16 protein-coding genes are annotated in these 20,113 nt (G+C 48.2%); 8 read left to right on the forward strand and 8 right to left on the reverse strand.

Annotation, left to right across the window (positions count from 1 at the left end; genetic code table 11):
• Positions 1-66 precede the first annotated feature (66 nt).
• On the reverse strand, positions 67-2,484 hold the full coding sequence (locus CLC91_RS07765) for an Ig-like domain-containing protein (protein WP_095498351.1): 2,418 nt from the start codon (positions 2,482-2,484) through the stop codon (positions 67-69).
• 213 nt (positions 2,485-2,697) lie between these two features.
• On the opposite strand from CLC91_RS07765, the gene CLC91_RS07770 reads away from it, so the two are divergent.
• Entirely contained in the window at positions 2,698-4,020 is a 1,323-nt protein-coding gene (locus CLC91_RS07770; protein ID WP_095498352.1) for a dicarboxylate/amino acid:cation symporter, read from the forward strand.
• A 619-nt stretch (positions 4,021-4,639) separates the two neighbouring features.
• Here CLC91_RS07770 and sohB read toward each other — a convergent pair.
• Complete coding sequence (sohB, locus tag CLC91_RS07775; RefSeq protein WP_095500230.1) at positions 4,640-5,659, reverse strand: protease SohB; 1,020 nt, start codon at positions 5,657-5,659, stop codon at positions 4,640-4,642.
• A 100-nt stretch (positions 5,660-5,759) separates the two neighbouring features.
• Positions 5,760-8,324, reverse strand: coding sequence for a VolA/Pla-1 family phospholipase (locus CLC91_RS07780; RefSeq protein WP_095500231.1), 2,565 nt, complete (start codon positions 8,322-8,324; stop codon positions 5,760-5,762).
• Positions 8,325-8,579: 255 nt separating this feature from the next.
• Between CLC91_RS07780 and CLC91_RS07785 the strand changes: the two genes are divergently transcribed.
• Positions 8,580-9,338: a YciK family oxidoreductase gene (locus CLC91_RS07785; RefSeq protein ID WP_095498355.1), complete on the forward strand. Its 759-nt coding sequence runs from the start codon at positions 8,580-8,582 to the stop codon at positions 9,336-9,338.
• 54 nt (positions 9,339-9,392) lie between these two features.
• On the opposite strand, the gene rluB is transcribed toward CLC91_RS07785, so the two are convergent.
• The 5 genes from rluB to rnm form a co-directional block, all read right to left on the reverse strand.
• On the reverse strand, positions 9,393-10,253 hold the full coding sequence (rluB, locus tag CLC91_RS07790) for a 23S rRNA pseudouridine(2605) synthase RluB (protein WP_095498356.1): 861 nt from the start codon (positions 10,251-10,253) through the stop codon (positions 9,393-9,395).
• Positions 10,246-10,851, reverse strand: a complete 606-nt coding sequence (gene scpB / locus CLC91_RS07795) for an SMC-Scp complex subunit ScpB (RefSeq protein WP_095498357.1) — start codon at positions 10,849-10,851, stop codon at positions 10,246-10,248. Before scpB ends, rluB begins: the two co-directional genes overlap by 8 nt.
• A complete protein-coding gene (locus tag CLC91_RS07800) occupies positions 10,848-11,639 on the reverse strand; it encodes a segregation and condensation protein A (RefSeq protein WP_095500232.1) in 792 nt (263 codons plus the stop codon). The genes scpB and CLC91_RS07800 overlap by 4 nt, the downstream gene beginning before the upstream one ends.
• A gap of 80 nt (positions 11,640-11,719) precedes the next feature.
• On the reverse strand, positions 11,720-12,340 hold the full coding sequence (locus tag CLC91_RS07805) for an L-threonylcarbamoyladenylate synthase (protein ID WP_095498359.1): 621 nt from the start codon (positions 12,338-12,340) through the stop codon (positions 11,720-11,722).
• Positions 12,337-13,197 carry an RNase RNM gene (gene rnm / locus CLC91_RS07810; RefSeq protein ID WP_095498360.1) on the reverse strand — a complete coding sequence of 287 codons (861 nt, stop codon included), beginning with the start codon at positions 13,195-13,197 and terminating at the stop codon, positions 12,337-12,339. Before rnm ends, CLC91_RS07805 begins: the two co-directional genes overlap by 4 nt.
• A gap of 367 nt (positions 13,198-13,564) precedes the next feature.
• Between rnm and CLC91_RS07815 the strand changes: the two genes are divergently transcribed.
• From CLC91_RS07815 to trpA, 6 genes are read left to right on the forward strand one after another with little or no spacing between them, the layout of a single operon-like run.
• Positions 13,565-15,136 (forward strand): anthranilate synthase component 1, encoded by a 1,572-nt coding sequence (locus CLC91_RS07815; RefSeq protein WP_408634219.1) that lies wholly within the window; start codon positions 13,565-13,567, stop codon positions 15,134-15,136.
• A complete protein-coding gene (locus tag CLC91_RS07820) occupies positions 15,133-15,720 on the forward strand; it encodes an aminodeoxychorismate/anthranilate synthase component II (protein ID WP_095498362.1) in 588 nt (195 codons plus the stop codon). The genes CLC91_RS07815 and CLC91_RS07820 overlap by 4 nt, the downstream gene beginning before the upstream one ends.
• Positions 15,720-16,730, forward strand: a complete 1,011-nt coding sequence (trpD, locus tag CLC91_RS07825) for an anthranilate phosphoribosyltransferase (RefSeq protein ID WP_095498363.1) — start codon at positions 15,720-15,722, stop codon at positions 16,728-16,730. Before CLC91_RS07820 ends, trpD begins: the two co-directional genes overlap by 1 nt.
• Positions 16,727-18,097 carry a bifunctional indole-3-glycerol-phosphate synthase TrpC/phosphoribosylanthranilate isomerase TrpF gene (gene trpCF, locus CLC91_RS07830; protein WP_095498364.1) on the forward strand — a complete coding sequence of 457 codons (1,371 nt, stop codon included), beginning with the start codon at positions 16,727-16,729 and terminating at the stop codon, positions 18,095-18,097. The genes trpD and trpCF overlap by 4 nt, the downstream gene beginning before the upstream one ends.
• 9 nt (positions 18,098-18,106) lie before the next feature.
• The gene (trpB, locus tag CLC91_RS07835) at positions 18,107-19,294 is read left to right on the forward strand and encodes a tryptophan synthase subunit beta (RefSeq protein ID WP_095498365.1); all 1,188 of its coding nucleotides are present in this window, start codon (positions 18,107-18,109) and stop codon (positions 19,292-19,294) included.
• Positions 19,294-20,109: a tryptophan synthase subunit alpha gene (gene trpA / locus CLC91_RS07840; RefSeq protein WP_095498366.1), complete on the forward strand. Its 816-nt coding sequence runs from the start codon at positions 19,294-19,296 to the stop codon at positions 20,107-20,109. The genes trpB and trpA overlap by 1 nt, the downstream gene beginning before the upstream one ends.
• Positions 20,110-20,113: the final 4 nt, after the last annotated feature.

The raw sequence follows: 20,113 nt of genomic DNA on the forward strand, positions 1-20,113 counted from the left end.
CTACCACCAAAAAGGGGGCCAGGCCCCCTTTTTACTCGCAACAAAAAAGGGGCCTGGCCCCTTTTTTTAGTTACCGGTAATGATAATTGGAATGACAGCCACCTCGGTAGTAACTCCACCAGGTGTTGTAACTTCTACGCTCAACACACCGCTGCCGTCGGTTGTTGCACCTTCGACAAGCACGCTAAACTCGGTGGCGCTGTTGATGTTTTCCTTAGGCCACACAAAGCTGGATTTTGTAACAATACTACCGACCGTTGTCTTAAACGTCACCGTGGTACCGCTTGGCATTGGCTGGTTGTTCAAATCAGAGATGTATAAGGAAACTGTTGCAGTTTCTTTACCTTCTAACTCTATAGAACTAAGCGACGGGTCGTTGTTAATTAACGGCACGCTAGCGTACGCTCTTGAACCAGACATGATCAATACAATGCTCTGACGAACCGTGATGGATTTTTGATCCGCTGAGCAACCTGCATGGGCTGGCTCTGAGCACAACACTCCATTGTATTTCCCGTCGGCTTTATCGAACACACCGTTTTCATTGAAGTCGATAAGACGCTCGTTATCGCCACCGGGTTGGGCACCGGGTTCATTTTGGAAAATGCCGTCTTCGTTTTTGTCAACAAAAGCTTCGTCTAAGTCATACGGGTTACCCGCGACATCGGTACCATTAAGGAACTGGTTCATCTCTTCCGCATCAAAACGACCGTTACCATTCAGATCTGGGAAGGACTCCTCTCCAATAGCATGGGCAACAATGGTTACGCGTCCGGCGTATGGTTGCCCAAGTACAGGCCCAGGACCTGGGCTCAAGGTGTTGTCAATGTCTGCAAAGCTAGCGCCATGAGGACGTGGGTTTTGGCTTACCCATTTCACTGAACAAACGCCATTCTTAGTCACACAGTTAGACTCGATTGATCCGCCTTCAGTGATAAAGCTCACCGCTGTACCATCATCAACGGGGTTGTTAAACGCATCCGCTAAACGAGCAGTAATGGTGACTTCGGTGCCGTCTTCATTCCAGCCTTCAACGTTTAAGTCGCTAGCCGCTAATGAAAAGCTATCTTGGTCTGCAATACCGGTTGAAATGGTCAGCAAGTTTGATTGCGAGGAAATTGCCGGAGTACTGTTATCTACCGTCGCTGTTACCCGCACTGAGGTAGCCACGGTACCCGTATTAATCGTCGTTTTAACCAGACCTTGGTCATCGGACTGGGTGGTGACAGGATTAAGAGAAATACCGCCAAGCGAGGTATTTAGAGCAAAGGAAACTGATTCATTGGCAACTGGGTTGCCGTTGCTATCCAATACCTTAAAGGTCAAGACCGACTGTTCTACGCCGCCCGTTCCTTTAATGCCTAAACGTTCTGGCAAAGCCGACTCGAATACAATACTGCCGACATCCGCCGCTAACACGTTAATGCTGGCATTAGCCGCTAAACTATTGCCGCCAGGATTGGCGCTAACAGTAATAGGATCATCGCCAACACAGCCTTCTGCTCGATAGGTTGAGCTGGCAATGCCGCCAACTGCTAACACAGGAGAGCTGATGGTGGCGCGATTGTTACCGGCACAACCAGAATTGAAGTTCACTTCCACCGAGTCAGTGAATGGCGCTCCGCTTTCATCAACAATTTGTACCGAAACGGTCGCGGTTCCACCGGCTGAGATTTGGTCTAAGCTCACATTGGCGATACCTTCTTGGAACGGGTCTCCAGAGCCCATACGCAAATTCGTGGCACCAATAATAATGACCGTTTCTCCGTATTCACCGGACTCCAAAGACGCTTTAACCATGCCAGCGCCCAAATCGTCACCCGCATAGATATCAACGCTTGCAAGCCCTTGAGCATTAGTTACTGCCGTATCGATTGGAATCGAGCCTTTACTGGTTTCAAAGGTTACGATGGTCGGTTTCACGATCCCTGAAACCAAAGCTGTTAAACGACCAGAGCTAGCCGCACTGATGGTATCAATTGGATTGCCTTGAATGTCCGTCAGCGACAAGACCAATTGCACCTCCGATTCACCGACATCGTCGCCTAGTGAGCTAAACCCTAAGGTTTGAGTAGCACTTACGTCGCCGTCACTGTAACTGGCGGTTACGCGGCCTGCACCTTGAGTGGTACCAGCACGAAGACTGATGGTCGCAACACCATTGCTGTTGGTTAGCGCAGTACCTACCGCTGGAGACAGACTACCGACGGATTCTAAAGAAAATGAAATGAGCGCATTGGCGACACCACTGCCGTCAACGGTCAAAGTCGCACTAAGAGTTCCGGGATTACTTTGAGATACTTCGGTTATCGTACTACCATTAGCATCATGAAGCGCGAGCGTAAGCGTCGCTTGAGGTTGGGGATCCGGATTTGGATCGGTAGGGTTATCGTTACCATTGCTAAGTTCATTACCGCTGCCGCCACATGCTGCCAATAACAGGCTAAAACACATAACAGAAAACAGTCGATAGACTGATTTCATAATCTACTCCCTGTAACAATTGCCGAATAAAGCCGGCACATTTTTTTATTGTTAGAATAACAGCTAACAATGTACCTTAATAAATCCCTTAACAACAAGGCGCAACTCGACATTTTAAGCGTTAAATTTTAACCGTTTAACCGTTCCACCTCGGCTAAATTCTTGCTAGTCTTTAGCCCGCAATTAACGAATAAAACAAATAGTGAGTCTAAAATGACGGCAAAAGACACGAAAAAGTTAGGATTAACCGCGCAAATCTTGCTCGGCATGTTTCTTGGAGTCATCATAGGACTGCTTCTTCGTAACCTATTTCCCGACAGTGAAATCATCCAACAATATTTTACTGAAGGCCTATTCGATGTAATGGGGTCTATTTTTCTATCGTTGCTGAAGATGTTAGTGGTTCCTTTGGTGTTTGTTTCTTTGGTATGCGGTACGGCCTCGTTAAGTGAGCCTTCTAAATTGGGGCGTTTGGGCGGCAAAACCTTAGCCTTCTATTTATTTACTACCGCCGTTGCTATTACTTTGGCCATAGCGGCCGCATTACTTTTCCATCCTGGTAATGCCAGCTTAGCCGTGGAAGGAATGCATTACGAAGTAAAAGAAGCACCGAGTTTAGCCCAAGTCATTATCAATATATTCCCAAGTAACCCCATTCAGTCACTTACCGAAGGCAACATGCTGCAAATTATTGTATTTGCAATTATCTTTGGTGTAGCTATTTCTCACATTGGTGAGCGTGGCCGCCGCGTAGCTGAGTTTTTCAATGACCTAAACGAAGTGGTTATGCGAGTGGTTACCTTGATCATGATGCTCGCACCATTTGGTGTGTTTGCCCTCATGGCCAAGCTTTCTTTAACACTAGGATTAGACACCTTTGAAAGTGTTGCCAAGTACTTCGGCATCGTGCTGATCGTGTTGTTGATCCACGGTCTGCTGGTTTACCCGGCGTTACTCAAGGTACTTACTGGCTTAAACCCGCTGATGTTTATTCGCAAAATGCGCGACGTTCAACTGTTTGCCTTCAGTACTGCCAGCTCTAGTGCTACCTTACCGGTCACCATGCAAACCGCAGAGCATCGCATGGGCGCGGATAACAAAATTGCCTCGTTTACATTACCCTTAGGTGCCACCGTGAATATGGACGGTACAGCCATCATGCAAGGTGTCGCTACCGTCTTTATTGCGCAAGTCTTTGGCATCGATTTATCCCTCAGCGATTATTTGATGGTCATTCTAACCGCGACGTTAGCATCGGTAGGTACAGCCGGTGTTCCTGGTGTCGGCCTAATCATGCTGGCCATGGTACTTAATCAAGTTGGCTTACCGGTAGAAGGTATCGCATTGATTATCGGTGTTGATCGCTTACTCGACATGGTTCGAACCGCTGTTAACGTTACCGGTGATTCAGTAGCAACCATCATCGTAGCCAAAAGCGAAGGTGAGTTTAATGAAGAAATCTTTAACGACCCAATGGCCTCAAAAAAAGAAATTGATATCGACAGCCTAGAAGGCAACGATCTCACTAGAACATAATGATTGCAGGGGATAAGCAGATAGAGCGAGCATTTAGCTGCTTATTCCCAAGAGAGCACGTCCAAATTCATGGATGAATTTGCAAGCGTACAGGGAAGTATTCATAGCGTTGCTCGAAGGGGTTAAGCAGATAGAGCAAGCATTTAGCTGCTTATTCCCAAGAGAGCACGTCCAAATTCATAGATGAATTTGCGAGCGTAAAGGGAAGTATTCATAGCGTTGCTCGAAGGGGATAAGCAGATAGAGCGAGCATTTAGCTGCTTATTCCCAAGAGAGCACGTCCAAATTCATGGATGAATTTGCGAGCGTACAGGGAAGTATTCATAGCGTTGCTCGAAGGGGATAAGCAGATAGAGCAAGCATTTAGCTGCTTATTCCCAAGAGAGCACGTCCAAATTCATAGATGAATTTGCGAGCGTAAAGGGAAGTATTCATAGCGTTGCTCGAAGGGGATAAGCAGATAGAGCGAGCATTTAGCTGCTTATTCCCAAGAGAGCACGTCCAAATTCATGGATGAATTTGCGAGCGTACAGGGAAGTATTCATAGCGTTGCTCGAAGGGGATAAGCAGCTAAATGCCATAGCCACAATTAGCTTATCCCCTCGACAGCAATGCGATGTTAGCCTTTGTTTTGCCAGCGACTCACCAACTGACTAAGGGTTTGACTGATGGCGATAGAGGCATTACCTGCGATGCGATCAGCAAGGGTTTTCTTGGTTTTATATTCCACTTTAAACACCGGCTGTAGCTGAGCTTGCGTGAGCAAGTAGTCGTCACTGGTTGTTAGTTCGTCCACCAAATTCAGCGTCAAAGCTTGTTGGCCGAACCAATGTTCTCCGGTGGCGACTTTATCGATGTCCAGTTGCGGACGATAGTTGCTGACAAAGGTCTTGAACAGCTCATGGGTTTGTTCAATTTCTTGTTGGAATTTTTCTCGCCCCTCGTCGGTGTTTTCTCCAAACAAGGTTAAGGTGCGTTTAAAGTCGCCGGCGGTATGCTGCTCATAGTCAATATCGTGCTTTTTAAGCAGCTTATTGAAGTTTGGCAACTGAGCTACCACGCCTATCGAGCCAACAATGGCGAACGGAGCAGACAAAATTTTATTGGCAACACAGGCCATCATGTAGCCACCACTTGCCGCCACTTTATCAATGGCAACGATAAGCTCTATTTCCGCTTGTCGCACCCGATCCAACTGACTGGCAGCTAAGCCATATCCGTGCACAACGCCGCCACCGCTTTCTACTTTTACTAACACGCTATCGCCTTTTTCAGCAACGCTTAGAATCGCTGAAATTTCTTCCCGCAGGTTGGCCACTTCCGCGGCATCGATACCGGCTTTAAAGTCCACCACGAACAATCGTGACTGAGGTGATTTCTCTGCCGCTTTTTCAGCCTCTTTTTGCTGCTGTTTTTGTGTTTTTTCGTAGGCTTTATACGCTTTTTTTGAAAGCAACTGCTCGTTAAGTTCGCCTTTCAGTGCTTGTAGATTGTCGCTGATATTTGTTAGGGATAACTGCCCCTTTTCAGCTTTACCTTTGCTCGCCGATGCGAAAACACCAATAACAACCGCCAATATTGCGATGACTAATACTAGGGCTTTTGCAGAAAACAGCCCAAGGTCGTAAATAAATTCCAATGTACGCTCCGATAATGTTTTTCGAGGCTATAGTAGCAAGAAAACAGGCGTAAAAAAGCCCACAGTGAACAACTGTGGGCTTTATATACGTTATCTTTGATCAATCTTGCTTAATAACGTCTTTATTCATCACTTTAAATAGCATGCCTTTACTCGCCGCATAAGTAACCACTTGCGATTGCATTTCTGCCGTCGCAGCAGCGGCCTCTTCAGCCGTTGCACCGCCTGATGGCGCAGGACTTAACAGGCTACCATGGTGCCCCTTTATAAAGCGAACAGCGCCGCTCACCGGTGCATCGGTACCCATTACCGTATCCGTTACACTAGCAAGACCAATACCAGATATCATAGGCTCTGTTCCCGCTAACGGTGAAGACATAACCGCGTTAGGGATAACTTGGTCCGGTAGGTTGTTCATACCATCACCTACAACTTCAAGCAGTTGCACTGGCGTTTGTGAAGCCATTAGATAAGGTGAGTACATTACAGGATCACCGCTATCAACGACCGTTTGAGCCGCTAGCGAGAACTCTTGACTGAACTGCATATAAATCTGATCAACCGCAGCATCGCATTCTGGGCTGGCACCCGCTGGAACGTCGACACAATCCGGCGCAACACTCGCCACCAAGCCTTTAAATACATCAGTAGAAGTTAACAAGTCTTTAATGCGAGGCCCAAACGATGGCGATTCTACCAAGAAGTACCCAATACCTTGACCTGGAGCAACCAAAGAGCTGGCGACTATGCCGTAAGGGTTCATCATTGGGTCAACCCCTGGCAAACCAGTGGCGGCGTATGCGCTCACACCAGAGCCTACAATTCCACCTAACGAAAGCCCTTGTAGGCTAATGTTAGTGGCATCAAAGCTTGGGCTTTTCATCATTGCTGCTTGGGTTTGTGAAAGCACACTTATCGCCAAGCGTAAACCTAGATGGTCGACTACGCTTTGGCGCAGGTTATCACGACCGGTTAGCAAGTGCTGTAGGTTCATGTAAACCGTAGTGTCGGCGTTGGCAAACTTAGGATCGATGCCCTTAAGGGATTCAGACGCTGATATGTCATATACGCCATTTCCCGTTAGGTCCACCGAGCGCGAACCGTGCAGTGGCATATCAATAGCAATGGTTGCTAAACCGCCAACAGAATACGAACCAGCAATCGCCGCAGCCGCTTCTTTATAGCCGGTAATACCGTGCAATACCATGGTAGTTGGCCAGCCCGTTACCGGTTTCATTGGGGCGGCATCACCCATAAAGGCTTTTAACTTAGTTTCATTCGGCATGGTAATAAACACATCCATGCTGTATGACGGTACGCCCTCAGCGGTCATACCGTTAAAGCCTTGAGGCATAGGTGCTGGGTTAAATTTAGTCACGTGCTGCAACGCATCAACCGGCATAGTCGTTTCTGGGTAGTCAACGTAGAACTTGGAGCCCACCAACTTGCTTGGGTCCATTAAGGCTTCCATTGGATCAATCCCTTGCGCCACCGCTTGTTGACCAAAAGAATCTTGAGACAAAGCACCCGACTGCAAAGCACCCAGTATCGAAATTGGGCTATGGCCTAACGCCTTCCAACGCGAGTTAGCGCCTGCACATACCGCATCTGCACAATTTTGTAGATTTGGTAATTCAAGAAAGTAAGGCACGGTCAATTTAGCCGCGTAAATGTCGGTTGCATCCGCCGCTAAATAAACCGGAGCAAGGTTCGGATCCATCGCCATGTTCGGATCTAAGCCCAACGCCTGAGCCGCAGTCATACCGGTAGCCATGGGTTCCGTTAGGCTTGGTTTGAATACCGCTAAATCGGCTTCTTCGCCTTCAACCGCGAGGGCCATCAGGCCTTTGATGGTTTCAAACTGAACGTGAGCCGATTGCGTGGTGAATAAACCACTGTAGATAACCGTGTCCTTATCAACACCGTGCTCTTCAGCAATACCTTTTTCGTAAGAGTTTACTAAGGTTTGCAAAAACAGTTGGTCGTCGGTTTCTAGTGGGTGCGAGTCAATGTCTAATTTCAATAGCTCGTAACTGGCCGAGGCACCAATGGCATTGCCTTCGGAATCTTTAACCATATTGGTTACCGCCACCACATAAGAAGTCGCCGCTTTATAAGCCTTCAATGGAATAATGGCAAACTTATCGTCACCCACCGCTTGGGTAACAAAGTCCATTCCAAATTGCAGCTCATCGCCAATTTTACAAGCGCTAACAGACGGGGCAGCGGCACAGTCAGGGTCGCTTGATAGCGCCCCGCCAACCACCGCTTCAAAGACTCTAACCGCACCTGGTACAGCCACACTGGCAGGATCCAGCGTCGGCATTTCACCGGCAGAGTTGGTGGTTAAATCAATGCTAATCACCATAGGGGCCATCACCGACCAACCGTCTAACGCACCGATGGCGGTTTGTGGGTCGTAGTAATCGGGCATTGTGCCGGGCTCTAGGCCACTTTCACCGGGCATGTTTAAGGTACCGTCGGTTGTACCGTTAAACAGCAAATCATTAGGTACCGGCAGTGCCGATGCCGCAGGGTCGAAGACAATCCGTGCCGTTGGTGTGAGTGGCGGCGTGTTTTCTACATTCTCGTTATGGCTATCTTCGCCACAACCAGCAACACCTAGCAGTGTGCCTATTGCCGCGGCTAATACTAATCGCTTCATCGGTTCTCCCCAATCCTAATACGATTTTATCTTTATTTTTGTTCGAGTCTTAGCTGTCCTAACCGGTAGGTTATGTGCTATTTTTGCAGCCTTAATTTGGCTTTTATCCTAGCTAAAGCTAACTCAAAAGCCTTTGTTTATCTACATTTTTATAACTAATACATAACAAGACGGCATCAAGAATTAATCCATCCGTTTAAAACAGATGTTTAACAAAGCTTGTCAACCGTATGATTTTTGGGAGTTGTAGAGGCTATGACCACGCAAGTGAAGCCCCCTTTTAAATTTGAGAAAAATTGTCTTTCTGGTAAGACTATTTTAGTTACAGGCGCCGGAGACGGCATTGGTAAGCAGGCGTCACTCAGCTTTGCTGAACAAGGCGCTACCGTTATTCTTGTCGGTCGTACCACAGCCAAATTAGAAGCCACTTACGATGAGATTGTTAAGTTAGGCTACCCACAGCCGGCCATCGTCCCAATGGACTTCAAAGGCGCCGAGGAAAGCCATTACCAAGGACTGGCGGAAACCATAGAAGCGCAATTTTGCAAACTTGACGGTTTATTGCATAATGCCAGCCTGCTAGGCGTACTAGGCCCATTTGAGCACATTGGATTAGATCAATTCGATGAAGTCATGCAGGTAAACGTACGCGCTCAATTCATGCTTACTAAAGCGTTATTGCCGGCGCTTCGCAAAGCAAACAGCAGTTCCATTGTATTTACCTCCAGTGGCGTCGGTAAACAAGGTCGCGCTTATTGGGGCTCCTATGCAATTTCTAAGTTTGCCACTGAAGGCATGATGCAAACCTTAGCGGACGAGTTATCAAGCACCCATATTCGCGTAAACAGCATCAACCCCGGTGCAACTCGCACGAAAATGCGCGCCAGTGCCTTCCCTGCTGAAGATCCAGCGACCTTAAAAACTGCTCAGGATCTCATGCCGTTATATCTGTACCTAATGAGTGATGACGCAGTCGATGTAAACGGACAAGCCATAGACGCGCAACCGAAATAACCAGCAAGCATAAAAAAAGCGCCTCAATAAGGCGCTTTTTTACTTGAAGTTTGGCTATTTAGGACGGCGAGTCTTATTTTCAGTATGGCGTCTTACCGCGCGACGAATCTTAGCCTTTTTAACCTTGGCTCTGGCTGAGCTCAATTTTTTCTCGGGCGTTAATAAGGTCTTGGTTTCGCGGCGTAACTGCACCATTTCACGCAAATAATTAACCCGATTAAGCGATAATTCTTCCCAACCGCCTCGAGGTAAGTTTTTAGCCAGCTCAATATCGCCGTAGCGAATTCGCATTAACCGACTCACTTGCAGCTCTTGAGATTCCCATAGGCGGCGTACCTCGCGGTTACGTCCTTCTTTTAGGGTTACGTGAAACCATTGGTTAATGCCTTCACCACCAGCGGACTTAATGTTATCGAAGCGGGCTTCACCGTCTTCTAACATTACCCCATTCTTCAAGTTCGCAAGGTGCTCATCGGTCACTTCACCAAATACGCGCACCGCATACTCTCGCTCAACTTCTTGAGCAGGATGCATGAGGCGATTAGCCAACTCACCATCTGAGGTAAACAGCAGCAAGCCAGAGGTGTTAATATCTAATCGACCTACAGCTACCCAGCGAGCTCCTTTTAACTTGGGAAGACGGTCAAACACCGTAGGCCGCCCTTGTGGGTCTTTGCGGCTACAAATCTCGCCCTCTGGCTTGTGGTAGGCCAACACTCGACATACCATCTCTTCATTGGCTCGTACGTCCACAACATGGCCATCGAGACGGATCTTAGCATCCGCTTCAACTCTATCACCTAGCTGCGCCACTTTTCCGTCAACACTGACACGACCCGCGGCTATGACCTGCTCTAATTCTCTGCGAGAGCCATGCCCTGCGCGCGCTAATACTTTCTGTAGTTTTTCACTCATTGACTAACTCTTTATTTTGGCGGCTGCTCGTGCCTACCAATAGGGCTTGCAACGCCGTCTCATCACTAAGCTTGGGCAGCTCAGACAAACTTGCAAGGCCGAAATAATCTAAAAATCCCTTGGTGGTGGCCAATAAGGCTGGCCGGCCAGGCACTTCTTTGTGCCCAACGACTTTAATCCATCCTCGCTCAGTAAGTGTTCTTATGCTTTGAGAGCTCACACTTACCCCGCGAACGGTTTCTATCTCACCTCGGGTGATGGGTTGTTGATAAGCAATCAACGCCAAGGTTTCTAATAATGCTCGTGAATACTTCGGCGCACTATTCTGACGCACCTTATTAAGCTGCTTAGCCAGCTCCGGGCGAGTTTGAAAACGATAGCCACTGGCTAATTTCACTAACTCAATCCCGCGCGAGCGATAGTCTCGTTGCAACTCGCTAAGCGCTTGTTTCGCCTGCTCGCGAGTTACCGATGTATCCGCAAGTACCGTCTCCAGTAGCTGAGTTACCGATAGCGGCTTGGCTGCTGAAAATATCGCAGCTTCTATCAAGTGCTGTAACTGCTTTGCAGTTAGTGTAGTTGCCACTTCCTGTGTCATCGAGCCAGTCTCACATAAATGTTATCAAACGCTTTTGCTTGTAAGAGCTCTATTAACGCTTCTTTTAGCAGTTCCATTAGCGCTAAAAAGGTAACTAACACGCCGGCGCGCCCTTCCTTGACGTCGAACAATTGCCCAAAACGATAAAATTCGCCATCATCAAGATGACTCAGCAATTGGCTCATTTTTTCTCGCGTCGACAGTTTTTCCCGACTAATGTGGTGATGCTCAAATTGCGCGGCTCGCTTGGCGATAGCGGAAAACGCCAACACTAAATCAGCGATTTCAACCTGTGGCGCAAGCGGTTTAAGCGCCTCAGATCCTTGACTATCTGCTACGGCAACAAAGGTATCTCGTTCTAACCGCGGCAAAGCTTCAATATCTTCTGCGGCTTGTTTAACCACCTCATAGGCCTGTAACTGCTTGATAAGCAGTAAACGAGGGTCGTGCTCATCTTCCTCTAATTCCGGTCGAGGCAACAACAGTCGACTTTTTATTTCAGCTAAGGTTGCCGCCATCACTAAATAATCGGCGGCCAGCTCTACCCGAATCCCCTGCAGTAACTTAATGTAATCTAAATATTGCTCGGTTATTCGCTGAATGGGCAAATTCAAAATGTCTAATTTTTGCTTACGTATCAGGTACAGCAGAAGGTCTAGCGGTCCTTCAAAGGTCTCCAAAATCACTTCCAACGCCTCAGGCGGAATGAAAAGATCTTGTGGCCACTGCGCCAACGGTTCCCCGTCAACTTTAGCGAATGGCAAACTCGCTTGAGATGGATTATCCATTAGCGACCCCCTTTGAAACACGCTTACGTAAACCAAAGCGCGCCAGTATACCTGATATTAAGCCACCAATCAGCACAAACTTATTGAAACGGTTCAGGATCTCCGCCACCCACACGAACAATCTCTGAACCGCCTTCAGACATGTCAATTACGGTCGTTGGCGTTTCACCGATAAAACCACCGTGAATGATTAAATCCACCTGTTTTTCCAATTTGTCCCGAATTTCTTCCGGATCCGACTCCGCCACATCACTATTAGGAAGAATCAAACTGGTGGACATAAGAGGCTCACCCAGAGCTTCAAGCAACGCTAAGCTAATGGCGTTATCTGGCACTCGAATACCTATGGTGCGACGCTTCGGGTTAAGCAACCGCCGCGGCACTTCCTTGGTTCCCTTAAATACAAACGTGTAGGGGCCGGGGGTGTTGTTTCTTAATAGGCGAAATGCTTGATTTTCTACTCGAGCGTAGATGGACAATTCTGACAAATCGCGACACATCAGAGTAAAGTTGTGATCTTTATTCAGCTGCCTGATGCGAATAATTCTATCCAGCGCGCTCTTATCACCCAAATGGCATCCGATTGCATAACCGGAATCGGTTGGATACACAATCACGCCGCCACTGCGTATTACCGCTACCGCTTGATTCATTAATCGTGCTTGAGGCGTGTCTGGGTGCACATAGAAAAATTGACTCATAGCTCCTCCCGCCAGCGTGGCGACTGCCATATCCATTGCGCATTATCTGCTAAGAATAAATTACGACCTAAATCAACCCACTGACTTTCATAGTGAAAATCGCTTCCTAGGGAGCAGTATAACTGGTATTCGTGCGCAAGTGATAGTAACAGTTGTCGTTCATTGATGCCTTGTTGCGAAAGTACCACTTCCATACCATCACCACCGCATTGTTTAAACTCGATCAATAACTTACGTAACCACTTAGTGGACATAGAATAACGACTCGGATGCGCTAGCACGCACACGCCACCCGCTTGATGGGCAACCTCAATGGCTTCCTTAATGGAGTGCCAGTCGTTGGCAACAAACGCACCTTGGCCTTTACCTAAGTATTTTTTAAACGCCGCATCCATGTGGCTAACGTGTTGCTTTTCAACCATCCAACGAGCAATGTGGCTGCGACTAATGGCCGCGCCATTGGCTTTAGCCAAGGCACCTTCAAGGGCACCAGTGAGTCCAGCTTTTTCCAATTTATGGCATATTTTTTCAGCCCTGAGTCGGCGACGCTGTCGTTGTGTTTGTAAAAAAGCCTGTAAAGACGAATTATCGATATCAACCCCTAAGGCCACAATATGGATATCGAAACCGTGCCAGCGTGTCGATATTTCCACACCATTTATCAACTTCAGGTTCGCTTTTAATCGCGCAACCTCTTGGTGAGCCTCAGCCAATCCATCCGTGGTATCGTGGTCAGTAATCGCCAACACTCTTAATTGGCGGTTGCTGGCGCGCATGATTAACTGCGAAGGCGTTAAACCGCCGTCGGATGCGCGTGTGTGACTGTGTAAGTCAATCATGGGGTTTATTCTGCTCATAACCTTAGTCTAAAGGATTGCTTAAAAATAGCGAGTGAAAGCCAGCCCCACGTGCATGAGCGTATTTTTATTCTCCGATATTGACAGCAACAACTAAAAAATGTTTATCTTAGCCTTCAGTCAAATCATGCAGAGCAGCAATCAATGAGCCAATTAGCAATTCACAGCTGGTGGTGGCACTCCCAACAATCGCGGGTGGTGTAAGAAAGGCTGCAACAAATTTGATGCAAAATTTTATAAAAACCCGCTAAATAGCGGGTTTTTTAGTATTTAAGCTTGAGCCAACCCGTATTAGCACATATGGTTTCGGATACATAAATGATGAATCGACACGTTAACTTAATTGGCAATAATCTTATGCAACAGGATGCTAGCGATGACTAACCCACACTCTATAAATGTCACCAAGCTGGTGCAGGGCGTGCCCTACTTTGCCGACCCGTTAATTCAATACCGGACTCTGTGTCAGCAATCGGCACATAACATGCTTCTTGAGTCGGCTGAAATCGAAAGCAAAGATCATTTAAAAAGCCTCATTTTAGTTCAAGCAGCACTTAAAATTCGTTGTGACGGCCATCGACTCACCTTTGAAGGGTTAACCGATAATGGCCAACAACTGATTCCTGTGCTTGCCAACGCTTTTGCGACCTATGTTGAGGCTCGAACCAACGCACAATTAATCATTGAGTTACCCAGAGCCGACGAGTCACTCGACGAAGACGCCCGCTTAAAGTCGCTGTCACCGCTCGATGGCATTCGCGTGTTATGCGACTTATTAGACTTGCCACAGCATCAGCGGGACGCCATCTTTGTTGGCGGAGTGCTGGGCTACGATCTCATCGACACCGTGGAGCCATTACCGGAAGTTTCAGCAGCCAATAACCCATGTCCAGACTATTTGTTTTACCTTGCCGAAGTCATGCTCAAAATTGACCATCAGCAACAAAGCAGTGAACTTTATGGTTTGGCCTTTGGTGATGCCCCGCAACATACAGGAACCGTTCATCAACGTTTAGCCCAAGTCGCCGATTCACTTGAACAATTAGTCGCCACCGCACCAAGCCCGCGGCCACTAACCGGGGTATCAGAACAGGCCCAAGCCAGTATTAGCGATGAAGCGTTTAACCAGTGTGTTGTGGATCTGAAACAACACATTGTTGCCGGTGATATTTTCCAAGTTGTTCCGTCACGCAGTTTCTCGTTGCCCTGCCCTAATCCGCTTGGTGCTTATCAAGCGCTGCGGATATCCAACCCAAGCCCTTATATGTTTTATTTAAACAGCGGCGAGTTCAGTCTATTTGGGGCATCGCCAGAGAGCGCACTGAAATACGACAAACAATCCAATCAAGTTGAGATCTATCCCATTGCCGGCACTCGTATAAGAGGTAAAGACCAAAACAGCGCTATTGATGCCGATTTGGACTCCCGTATTGAACTGGAATTAAGGCTGGATCAAAAAGAGTTAGCCGAACATTTAATGCTGGTGGATTTGGCCCGTAATGACGTTGCCCGCATCAGTGCCGCCGGAACCCGTAAGGTTGCGGAATTGCTAAAAGTGGATCGCTACTCCCACGTCATGCATTTGGTCAGTCGAGTAACCGGCCAGTTGCGCGACGATTTAGACGCTCTGCACGCTTATCAAGCCAGTATGAACATGGGCACCTTAGTGGGCGCTCCAAAAATTAGAGCCGCGCAACTGATTCGAGAAGTAGAACAAGCCCGCCGTGGCAGTTACGGAGGCGCTGTGGGCTACTTCAATGGCCAAGGTGATATGGATACCTGCATTGTGATTCGCTCAGCAATGGTTCATCAAGGCGTTGCTCAGGTGCAAGCTGGCGCGGGAGTCGTTTACGACTCCGACCCTCAATCCGAATCCGATGAAACTCGCAATAAAGCGCAAGCGGTTATCAGTGCTATTCGTCAGGGAGGTGGGCTATGAAGCTGTATTTATTAGATAATTTCGACTCTTTCACCTACAACTTGGTGGATCAATTTAGAAGCCTTGGATTTGAGGTGGTGATTTATCGCAACAGCGTTGATCCCGATGTTTTAGCGGATAAGATATTAGCAGAATCACAGCCTGTGCCTTTAGTCTTGTCTCCGGGGCCTGGAGCCCCCCATGAAGCCGGTTGCATGATGGCGTTAATTGAGCGGCTTGCCGGCAAAGTGCCCATGTTAGGCATTTGCCTAGGTCATCAAGCGTTAGTGGAGCACTATGGTGGTACTGTCGATCGCGCCCAGCAGTTAATGCATGGCAAAGCCAGCCCCACCCAACACAGTGGAGAAGGTATTTTTAGTGGTTTAGCGAATCCTCTACCGGTAGCTCGCTATCACAGCCTAGTCGCGACCCACGTTCCAGATTGCCTTACCGTATCAGCGGTAACCGACGGCATGGCAATGGCTATCGAACATAAAGACGATCCGGTGGTTGGCTTTCAATTTCACCCTGAATCCATCATGACCACCAAAGGCAGTCAGCTACTCATTCAAACCATCAATCAACTTTGCGGACTTCAACACTGATGCACAACTTAATTACAGCCCTGTTAGACGGCCAATCGCTAAACCGCTCAGAAAGCTCAGCCTTATTCAGTGCCATCATTAACGGCGAGGTTGCCGATGTGCCATTAACGGCGGCGATAATCGCAATGAAAATGCGTGGCGAGAGTATCGACGAAATTGCTGGCGCAGCCGATGCCCTGCGAGCAGCAGCAACCCCCTTCGAACGACCCGACTACCCCCTCGTAGACATCGTCGGCACCGGTGGCGATGGTCATCACACCATCAACGTATCAACCACCGCCTCCATCGTTGCCGCAGCGGCAGGGGCTAAGGTTGCCAAACACGGCAACCGCAGTGTTTCCTCTAAATCCGGTTCGTCTGATTTGTTATCTGAGCTCGGTGTAAACCTCACCATGAGTCCGGCCTGCGCGCGGGCAAGCTTAGATGCCGCCAACCTTACTTTTTTGTTTGCTCCGCATTATCACGCGGGCGTAAAACACGCGATGCCGGTACGACAAGCACTAAAAACTCGCACCATCTTTAATATACTAGGTCCATTAATTAACCCGGCTCAGCCACAAAACATGGTGTTAGGGGTTTATCTGCCTGAGCTTGTGTCACCCATAGCTCAAGCATTAGTGGCCCTTGGCGTTAATAATGCGGTGGTGGTTCATGGCAGTGGCCTAGACGAGCTTGCATTACACGGCGACAGCATTGTCCAAGAAATTAAAGACGGCGCCCTATTAGCCAAAACTCAGGTATCTGCAGCTGACTTTGGCCTAGACAATGCCCCCCTAGAAGCCATTAAAGGCGGCACCCCAGAGCAAAACAAAGCCATTACGCTTGCCATATTACAAGGGCTAGCAACTCAAGCTCAAACACAAGCAGTGGTGATGAACGCCGCGGCCGCTTTGTACGTATCTGGATTAGCCAATAATTTCAAAGAAGGCGCAGCGCTTGCCCAAGCGGCGATTGACAGTGGTGCAACCATGACAACGTTAGATAAATTCGTTAAGGCCAGTAACCAATGATTAAGGTGAGCTCAGAAGTACCCAGCGTACTCGCCAAGATAGTGGAAGATAAAGCGCAGCAGATTGCCGCCCTACAACAGCAGTACCCAGCACACTCGTTGCAGCCAAAGCAATCCGACCGCTCCTTATTTGAAGCGCTCAAAAACGGCCCTGCTGGTTTCATTTTAGAGTGTAAAAAAGCCAGCCCATCTAAAGGGCTCATTCGCGAGAACTTTGAGCCAGCAAACATTGCCGCCACCTACCAAGGTTATGCTGCAGCAGTGTCTGTGTTAACCGACGAAAAATATTTCCAAGGCAGCTTTGAATTTTTACCTCAAGTAAAGCAGCACATCCATCAACCCATGCTGTGCAAAGATTTCTTTGTTGATGAATACCAAATCGATTTAGCCGCCCACTTTGGTGCCGATGCCATCTTATTGATGCTGTCGGTATTAGACGACCAACGCTATCAAGCGCTGGCCAGCCATGCCCAAACTTACCAGCTTGATGTACTTACGGAAGTCAGTAACGAGCATGAGTTGGAGCGCGCCGTCGCGTTAAACGCACAAATCATCGGTATCAATAATCGGAATTTGCGGGATTTAACTACCGACCTAAGTTGTACCGAACAGTTGGCGCCGCGCATTCCGAACGATCGCGTCATCATCAGTGAATCAGGCATCTACACTAACCAACAAGTGCGCCGCTTAGCGCCACTAGTTGATGGCTTTCTTGTCGGTAGCTCGCTGATGGCGCAAAAAGATTTGGATCTCGCTTGTCGACAACTGATTTACGGTGAAACCAAGATTTGTGGTCTGTCCAAGGCACAAGATGCTCAAGCGGTGGCCAGTGCTGGCGCCGTCTATGGCGGGCTTATTTTTCACCCCAGTTCACCGCGAGCGGTCACCCTCGAAACGGCCTTGCCCATCACCCAAGCCGCAGCACTTAAGTTTGTGGGCGTATTCGTAAACGCGGAAATAGAACAGGTGATACAATCCGCTAATGCATTGTCGTTATTCGCAGTTCAATTGCACGGCGACGAAGATCAGGCCTATGTCGATGAGCTAAAGAAAGCCCTAGTAAATACCGAGATTTGGCAAGCCATCAGCCCCTCGCAAACACCGCTTATGGGCGTTGACCAAGTGTTATTGGATCACAAAACGGCTGCGCAACCCGGTGGCAGTGGTCAAACATTGGATTGGATGAGTCCACAGGTGCAAGCCTATAAACCAGGTTTTTTAGCGGGAGGCTTAACCCCGTCCAACGTAAAACAAGCCATTAACGCTGGCTTTATAAAACTTGACGTAAATTCGGGCGTAGAAGCTTCAAAAGGGGTAAAATCAGCGGATCTGATTACCCAAGTCATGCAACAAATTCGAGACTATTAAAGGTAAGCTATGACAAAACTTAATCCCTACTTTGGTCCTTATGGTGGCCAATTCGTACCACAAATATTGGTACCTGCACTCGACCAACTAGAGCAAGCCTTTATCGATGCGCAAGCGGATCCTGAATTTCAACAAGAGTTCACCGGCTTGCTAAAAGAATACGCTGGCCGACCAACTGCGCTCACATTATGCCGCAACATCAGCCCCAACCCACTAGTCAAAATTTATCTAAAACGGGAAGATTTACTGCATGGCGGCGCTCATAAAACCAACCAAGTACTCGGCCAAGCGCTATTAGCCAAACGCATGGGTAAGCGCGAAATCATTGCTGAAACCGGCGCCGGCCAGCACGGTGTTGCCACAGCGCTCGCGTGTGCTTTATTAGACTTGAAGTGTCGAGTTTACATGGGTGCAAAAGACGTTGAACGTCAATCGCCGAACGTCTTTAGAATGCGCTTAATGGGGGCTGAGGTGATTCCGGTACACAGCGGCTCAGCGACATTAAAAGATGCCTGCAATGAGGCGTTACGGGATTGGTCCGCCAATTATGAAAAAGCTCACTACTTATTAGGCACGGCTGCAGGTCCTCATCCCTTCCCAACCATAGTGCGAGAGTTTCAGCGCATGATTGGGGAAGAAGCAAAACAACAAATCATTGAGCGAGAAGGTCGCTTGCCCGATAAAGTCATTGCGTGTGTCGGTGGCGGTTCCAACGCCATTGGCATGTTTGCCGATTTTATCGAGGAGCGTTCTGTCGAGCTGATTGGGGTAGAGCCCGGCGGTAAAGGCATTGATACTGAAGAACATGGTGCACCGTTAAAAATGGGTGAAACCGGTATTTTCTTTGGTATGAAGGCCCCGTTAATGCAAGACGATGACGGTCAAATTCAAGAGTCATACTCTGTATCGGCTGGACTCGACTTCCCATCGGTGGGACCCCAGCATGCCTATTTGAATGCCACCGGTCGCGCTCGCTATGAAAACATTACCGACGAAGAAGCTCTGCAGTGTTTTCAAGATTTAGCTAAGCATGAAGGTATTATTCCGGCCTTAGAATCCGCTCATGCGCTTGCTTGGGCCTTAAAAGAGGCACAACAACAAACCGAAGAATGCATCATGATTGTTAATCTATCGGGACGGGGTGATAAAGACATTTTCACCGTACACGATATTCTAGAGAAAAAAGGAGCGCTCTAATGACAAGCTCAAACCGATACTCTGCGTTATTTGAGCGCTTAGAGCAAAACAATCAAGGCGCCTTTGTTCCGTTTGTGACCTTAGGTGATCCCGACAAAGCGACGAGCTTAAGCATTATCCGTACCCTGCTCGATTCCGGTGCCGATGCTCTGGAACTTGGCTTTCCATTTTCCGATCCAAGCGCTGACGGCCCAGTCATCCAAGGCGCTAATTTGCGGGCATTAGAGTCGGGCATGAAGGTTCAAGATTGCTTCGACATTATTAAAACAATCCGCAACGATTACAAAGACGCTCCAATTGGCCTGCTGGTTTACGCTAACTTAGTGTACCGAAGAGGCATTAAACGCTTTTATCAAGATTGTCAGGAAGCAGGGGTTGATTCGGTATTAATTGCCGACGTGCCAGTTCAAGAGAGTGGAGAGTTCGCTAAGGTGGCCAAAGCATATGGCATTAACCAGATCTTTATTGCGCCACCGAATGCCTCTAACACCACCTTGATGGAAGTTGCTCAGGCGGGCAGTGGCTATACCTATTTGCTTTCTCGAGCGGGGGTTACTGGCACCGACGTGAAAGCCGGAATGCCGGTGATGGACCAACTGCAAACCTTACAAGAGTATAATGCGCCACCGGCCATTTTAGGTTTTGGCATCAGTGAGCCGGATCAAGTGGCGCAAGCCATTGCCAATGGAGCCAGCGGCGCCATTGCTGGGTCGGCCACGGTCAAATTAATAGAACAGCATTTGCATGACAGCAAAGCCATGCTGAGCGCCTTAGCCCAATTCACTAAGACGATGAAGCAAGCCACTCACAAGTAATAAC

The organism is Paraferrimonas haliotis, assembly GCF_002282895.1.
Taxonomy (GTDB): Bacteria; Pseudomonadota; Gammaproteobacteria; order Enterobacterales; family Shewanellaceae; genus Paraferrimonas; species Paraferrimonas haliotis.

What these genes read in the sequence shown, in the direction of transcription:
- CLC91_RS07780 (WP_095500231.1), bottom strand. Translation starts at nt 8,324, where the DNA reads ATGAAGCGATTAGTATTAGCCGCGGCAATAGGCACACTGCTAGGTGTT.
- CLC91_RS07765 (WP_095498351.1), bottom strand. Translation starts at nt 2,484, where the DNA reads ATGAAATCAGTCTATCGACTGTTTTCTGTTATGTGTTTTAGCCTGTTA.
- trpCF (WP_095498364.1), top strand. Translation starts at nt 16,727, where the DNA reads ATGATTAAGGTGAGCTCAGAAGTACCCAGCGTACTCGCCAAGATAGTG.
- trpD (WP_095498363.1), top strand. Translation starts at nt 15,720, where the DNA reads ATGCACAACTTAATTACAGCCCTGTTAGACGGCCAATCGCTAAACCGC.
- rnm (WP_095498360.1), bottom strand. Translation starts at nt 13,197, where the DNA reads ATGAGCAGAATAAACCCCATGATTGACTTACACAGTCACACACGCGCA.
- CLC91_RS07800 (WP_095500232.1), bottom strand. Translation starts at nt 11,639, where the DNA reads ATGGATAATCCATCTCAAGCGAGTTTGCCATTCGCTAAAGTTGACGGG.
- CLC91_RS07820 (WP_095498362.1), top strand. Translation starts at nt 15,133, where the DNA reads ATGAAGCTGTATTTATTAGATAATTTCGACTCTTTCACCTACAACTTG.
- trpB (WP_095498365.1), top strand. Translation starts at nt 18,107, where the DNA reads ATGACAAAACTTAATCCCTACTTTGGTCCTTATGGTGGCCAATTCGTA.
- CLC91_RS07770 (WP_095498352.1), top strand. Translation starts at nt 2,698, where the DNA reads ATGACGGCAAAAGACACGAAAAAGTTAGGATTAACCGCGCAAATCTTG.
- CLC91_RS07815 (WP_408634219.1), top strand. Translation starts at nt 13,565, where the DNA reads ATGCTAGCGATGACTAACCCACACTCTATAAATGTCACCAAGCTGGTG.
- rluB (WP_095498356.1), bottom strand. Translation starts at nt 10,253, where the DNA reads ATGAGTGAAAAACTACAGAAAGTATTAGCGCGCGCAGGGCATGGCTCT.
- trpA (WP_095498366.1), top strand. Translation starts at nt 19,294, where the DNA reads ATGACAAGCTCAAACCGATACTCTGCGTTATTTGAGCGCTTAGAGCAA.
- scpB (WP_095498357.1), bottom strand. Translation starts at nt 10,851, where the DNA reads ATGACACAGGAAGTGGCAACTACACTAACTGCAAAGCAGTTACAGCAC.
- CLC91_RS07785 (WP_095498355.1), top strand. Translation starts at nt 8,580, where the DNA reads ATGACCACGCAAGTGAAGCCCCCTTTTAAATTTGAGAAAAATTGTCTT.
- CLC91_RS07805 (WP_095498359.1), bottom strand. Translation starts at nt 12,340, where the DNA reads ATGAGTCAATTTTTCTATGTGCACCCAGACACGCCTCAAGCACGATTA.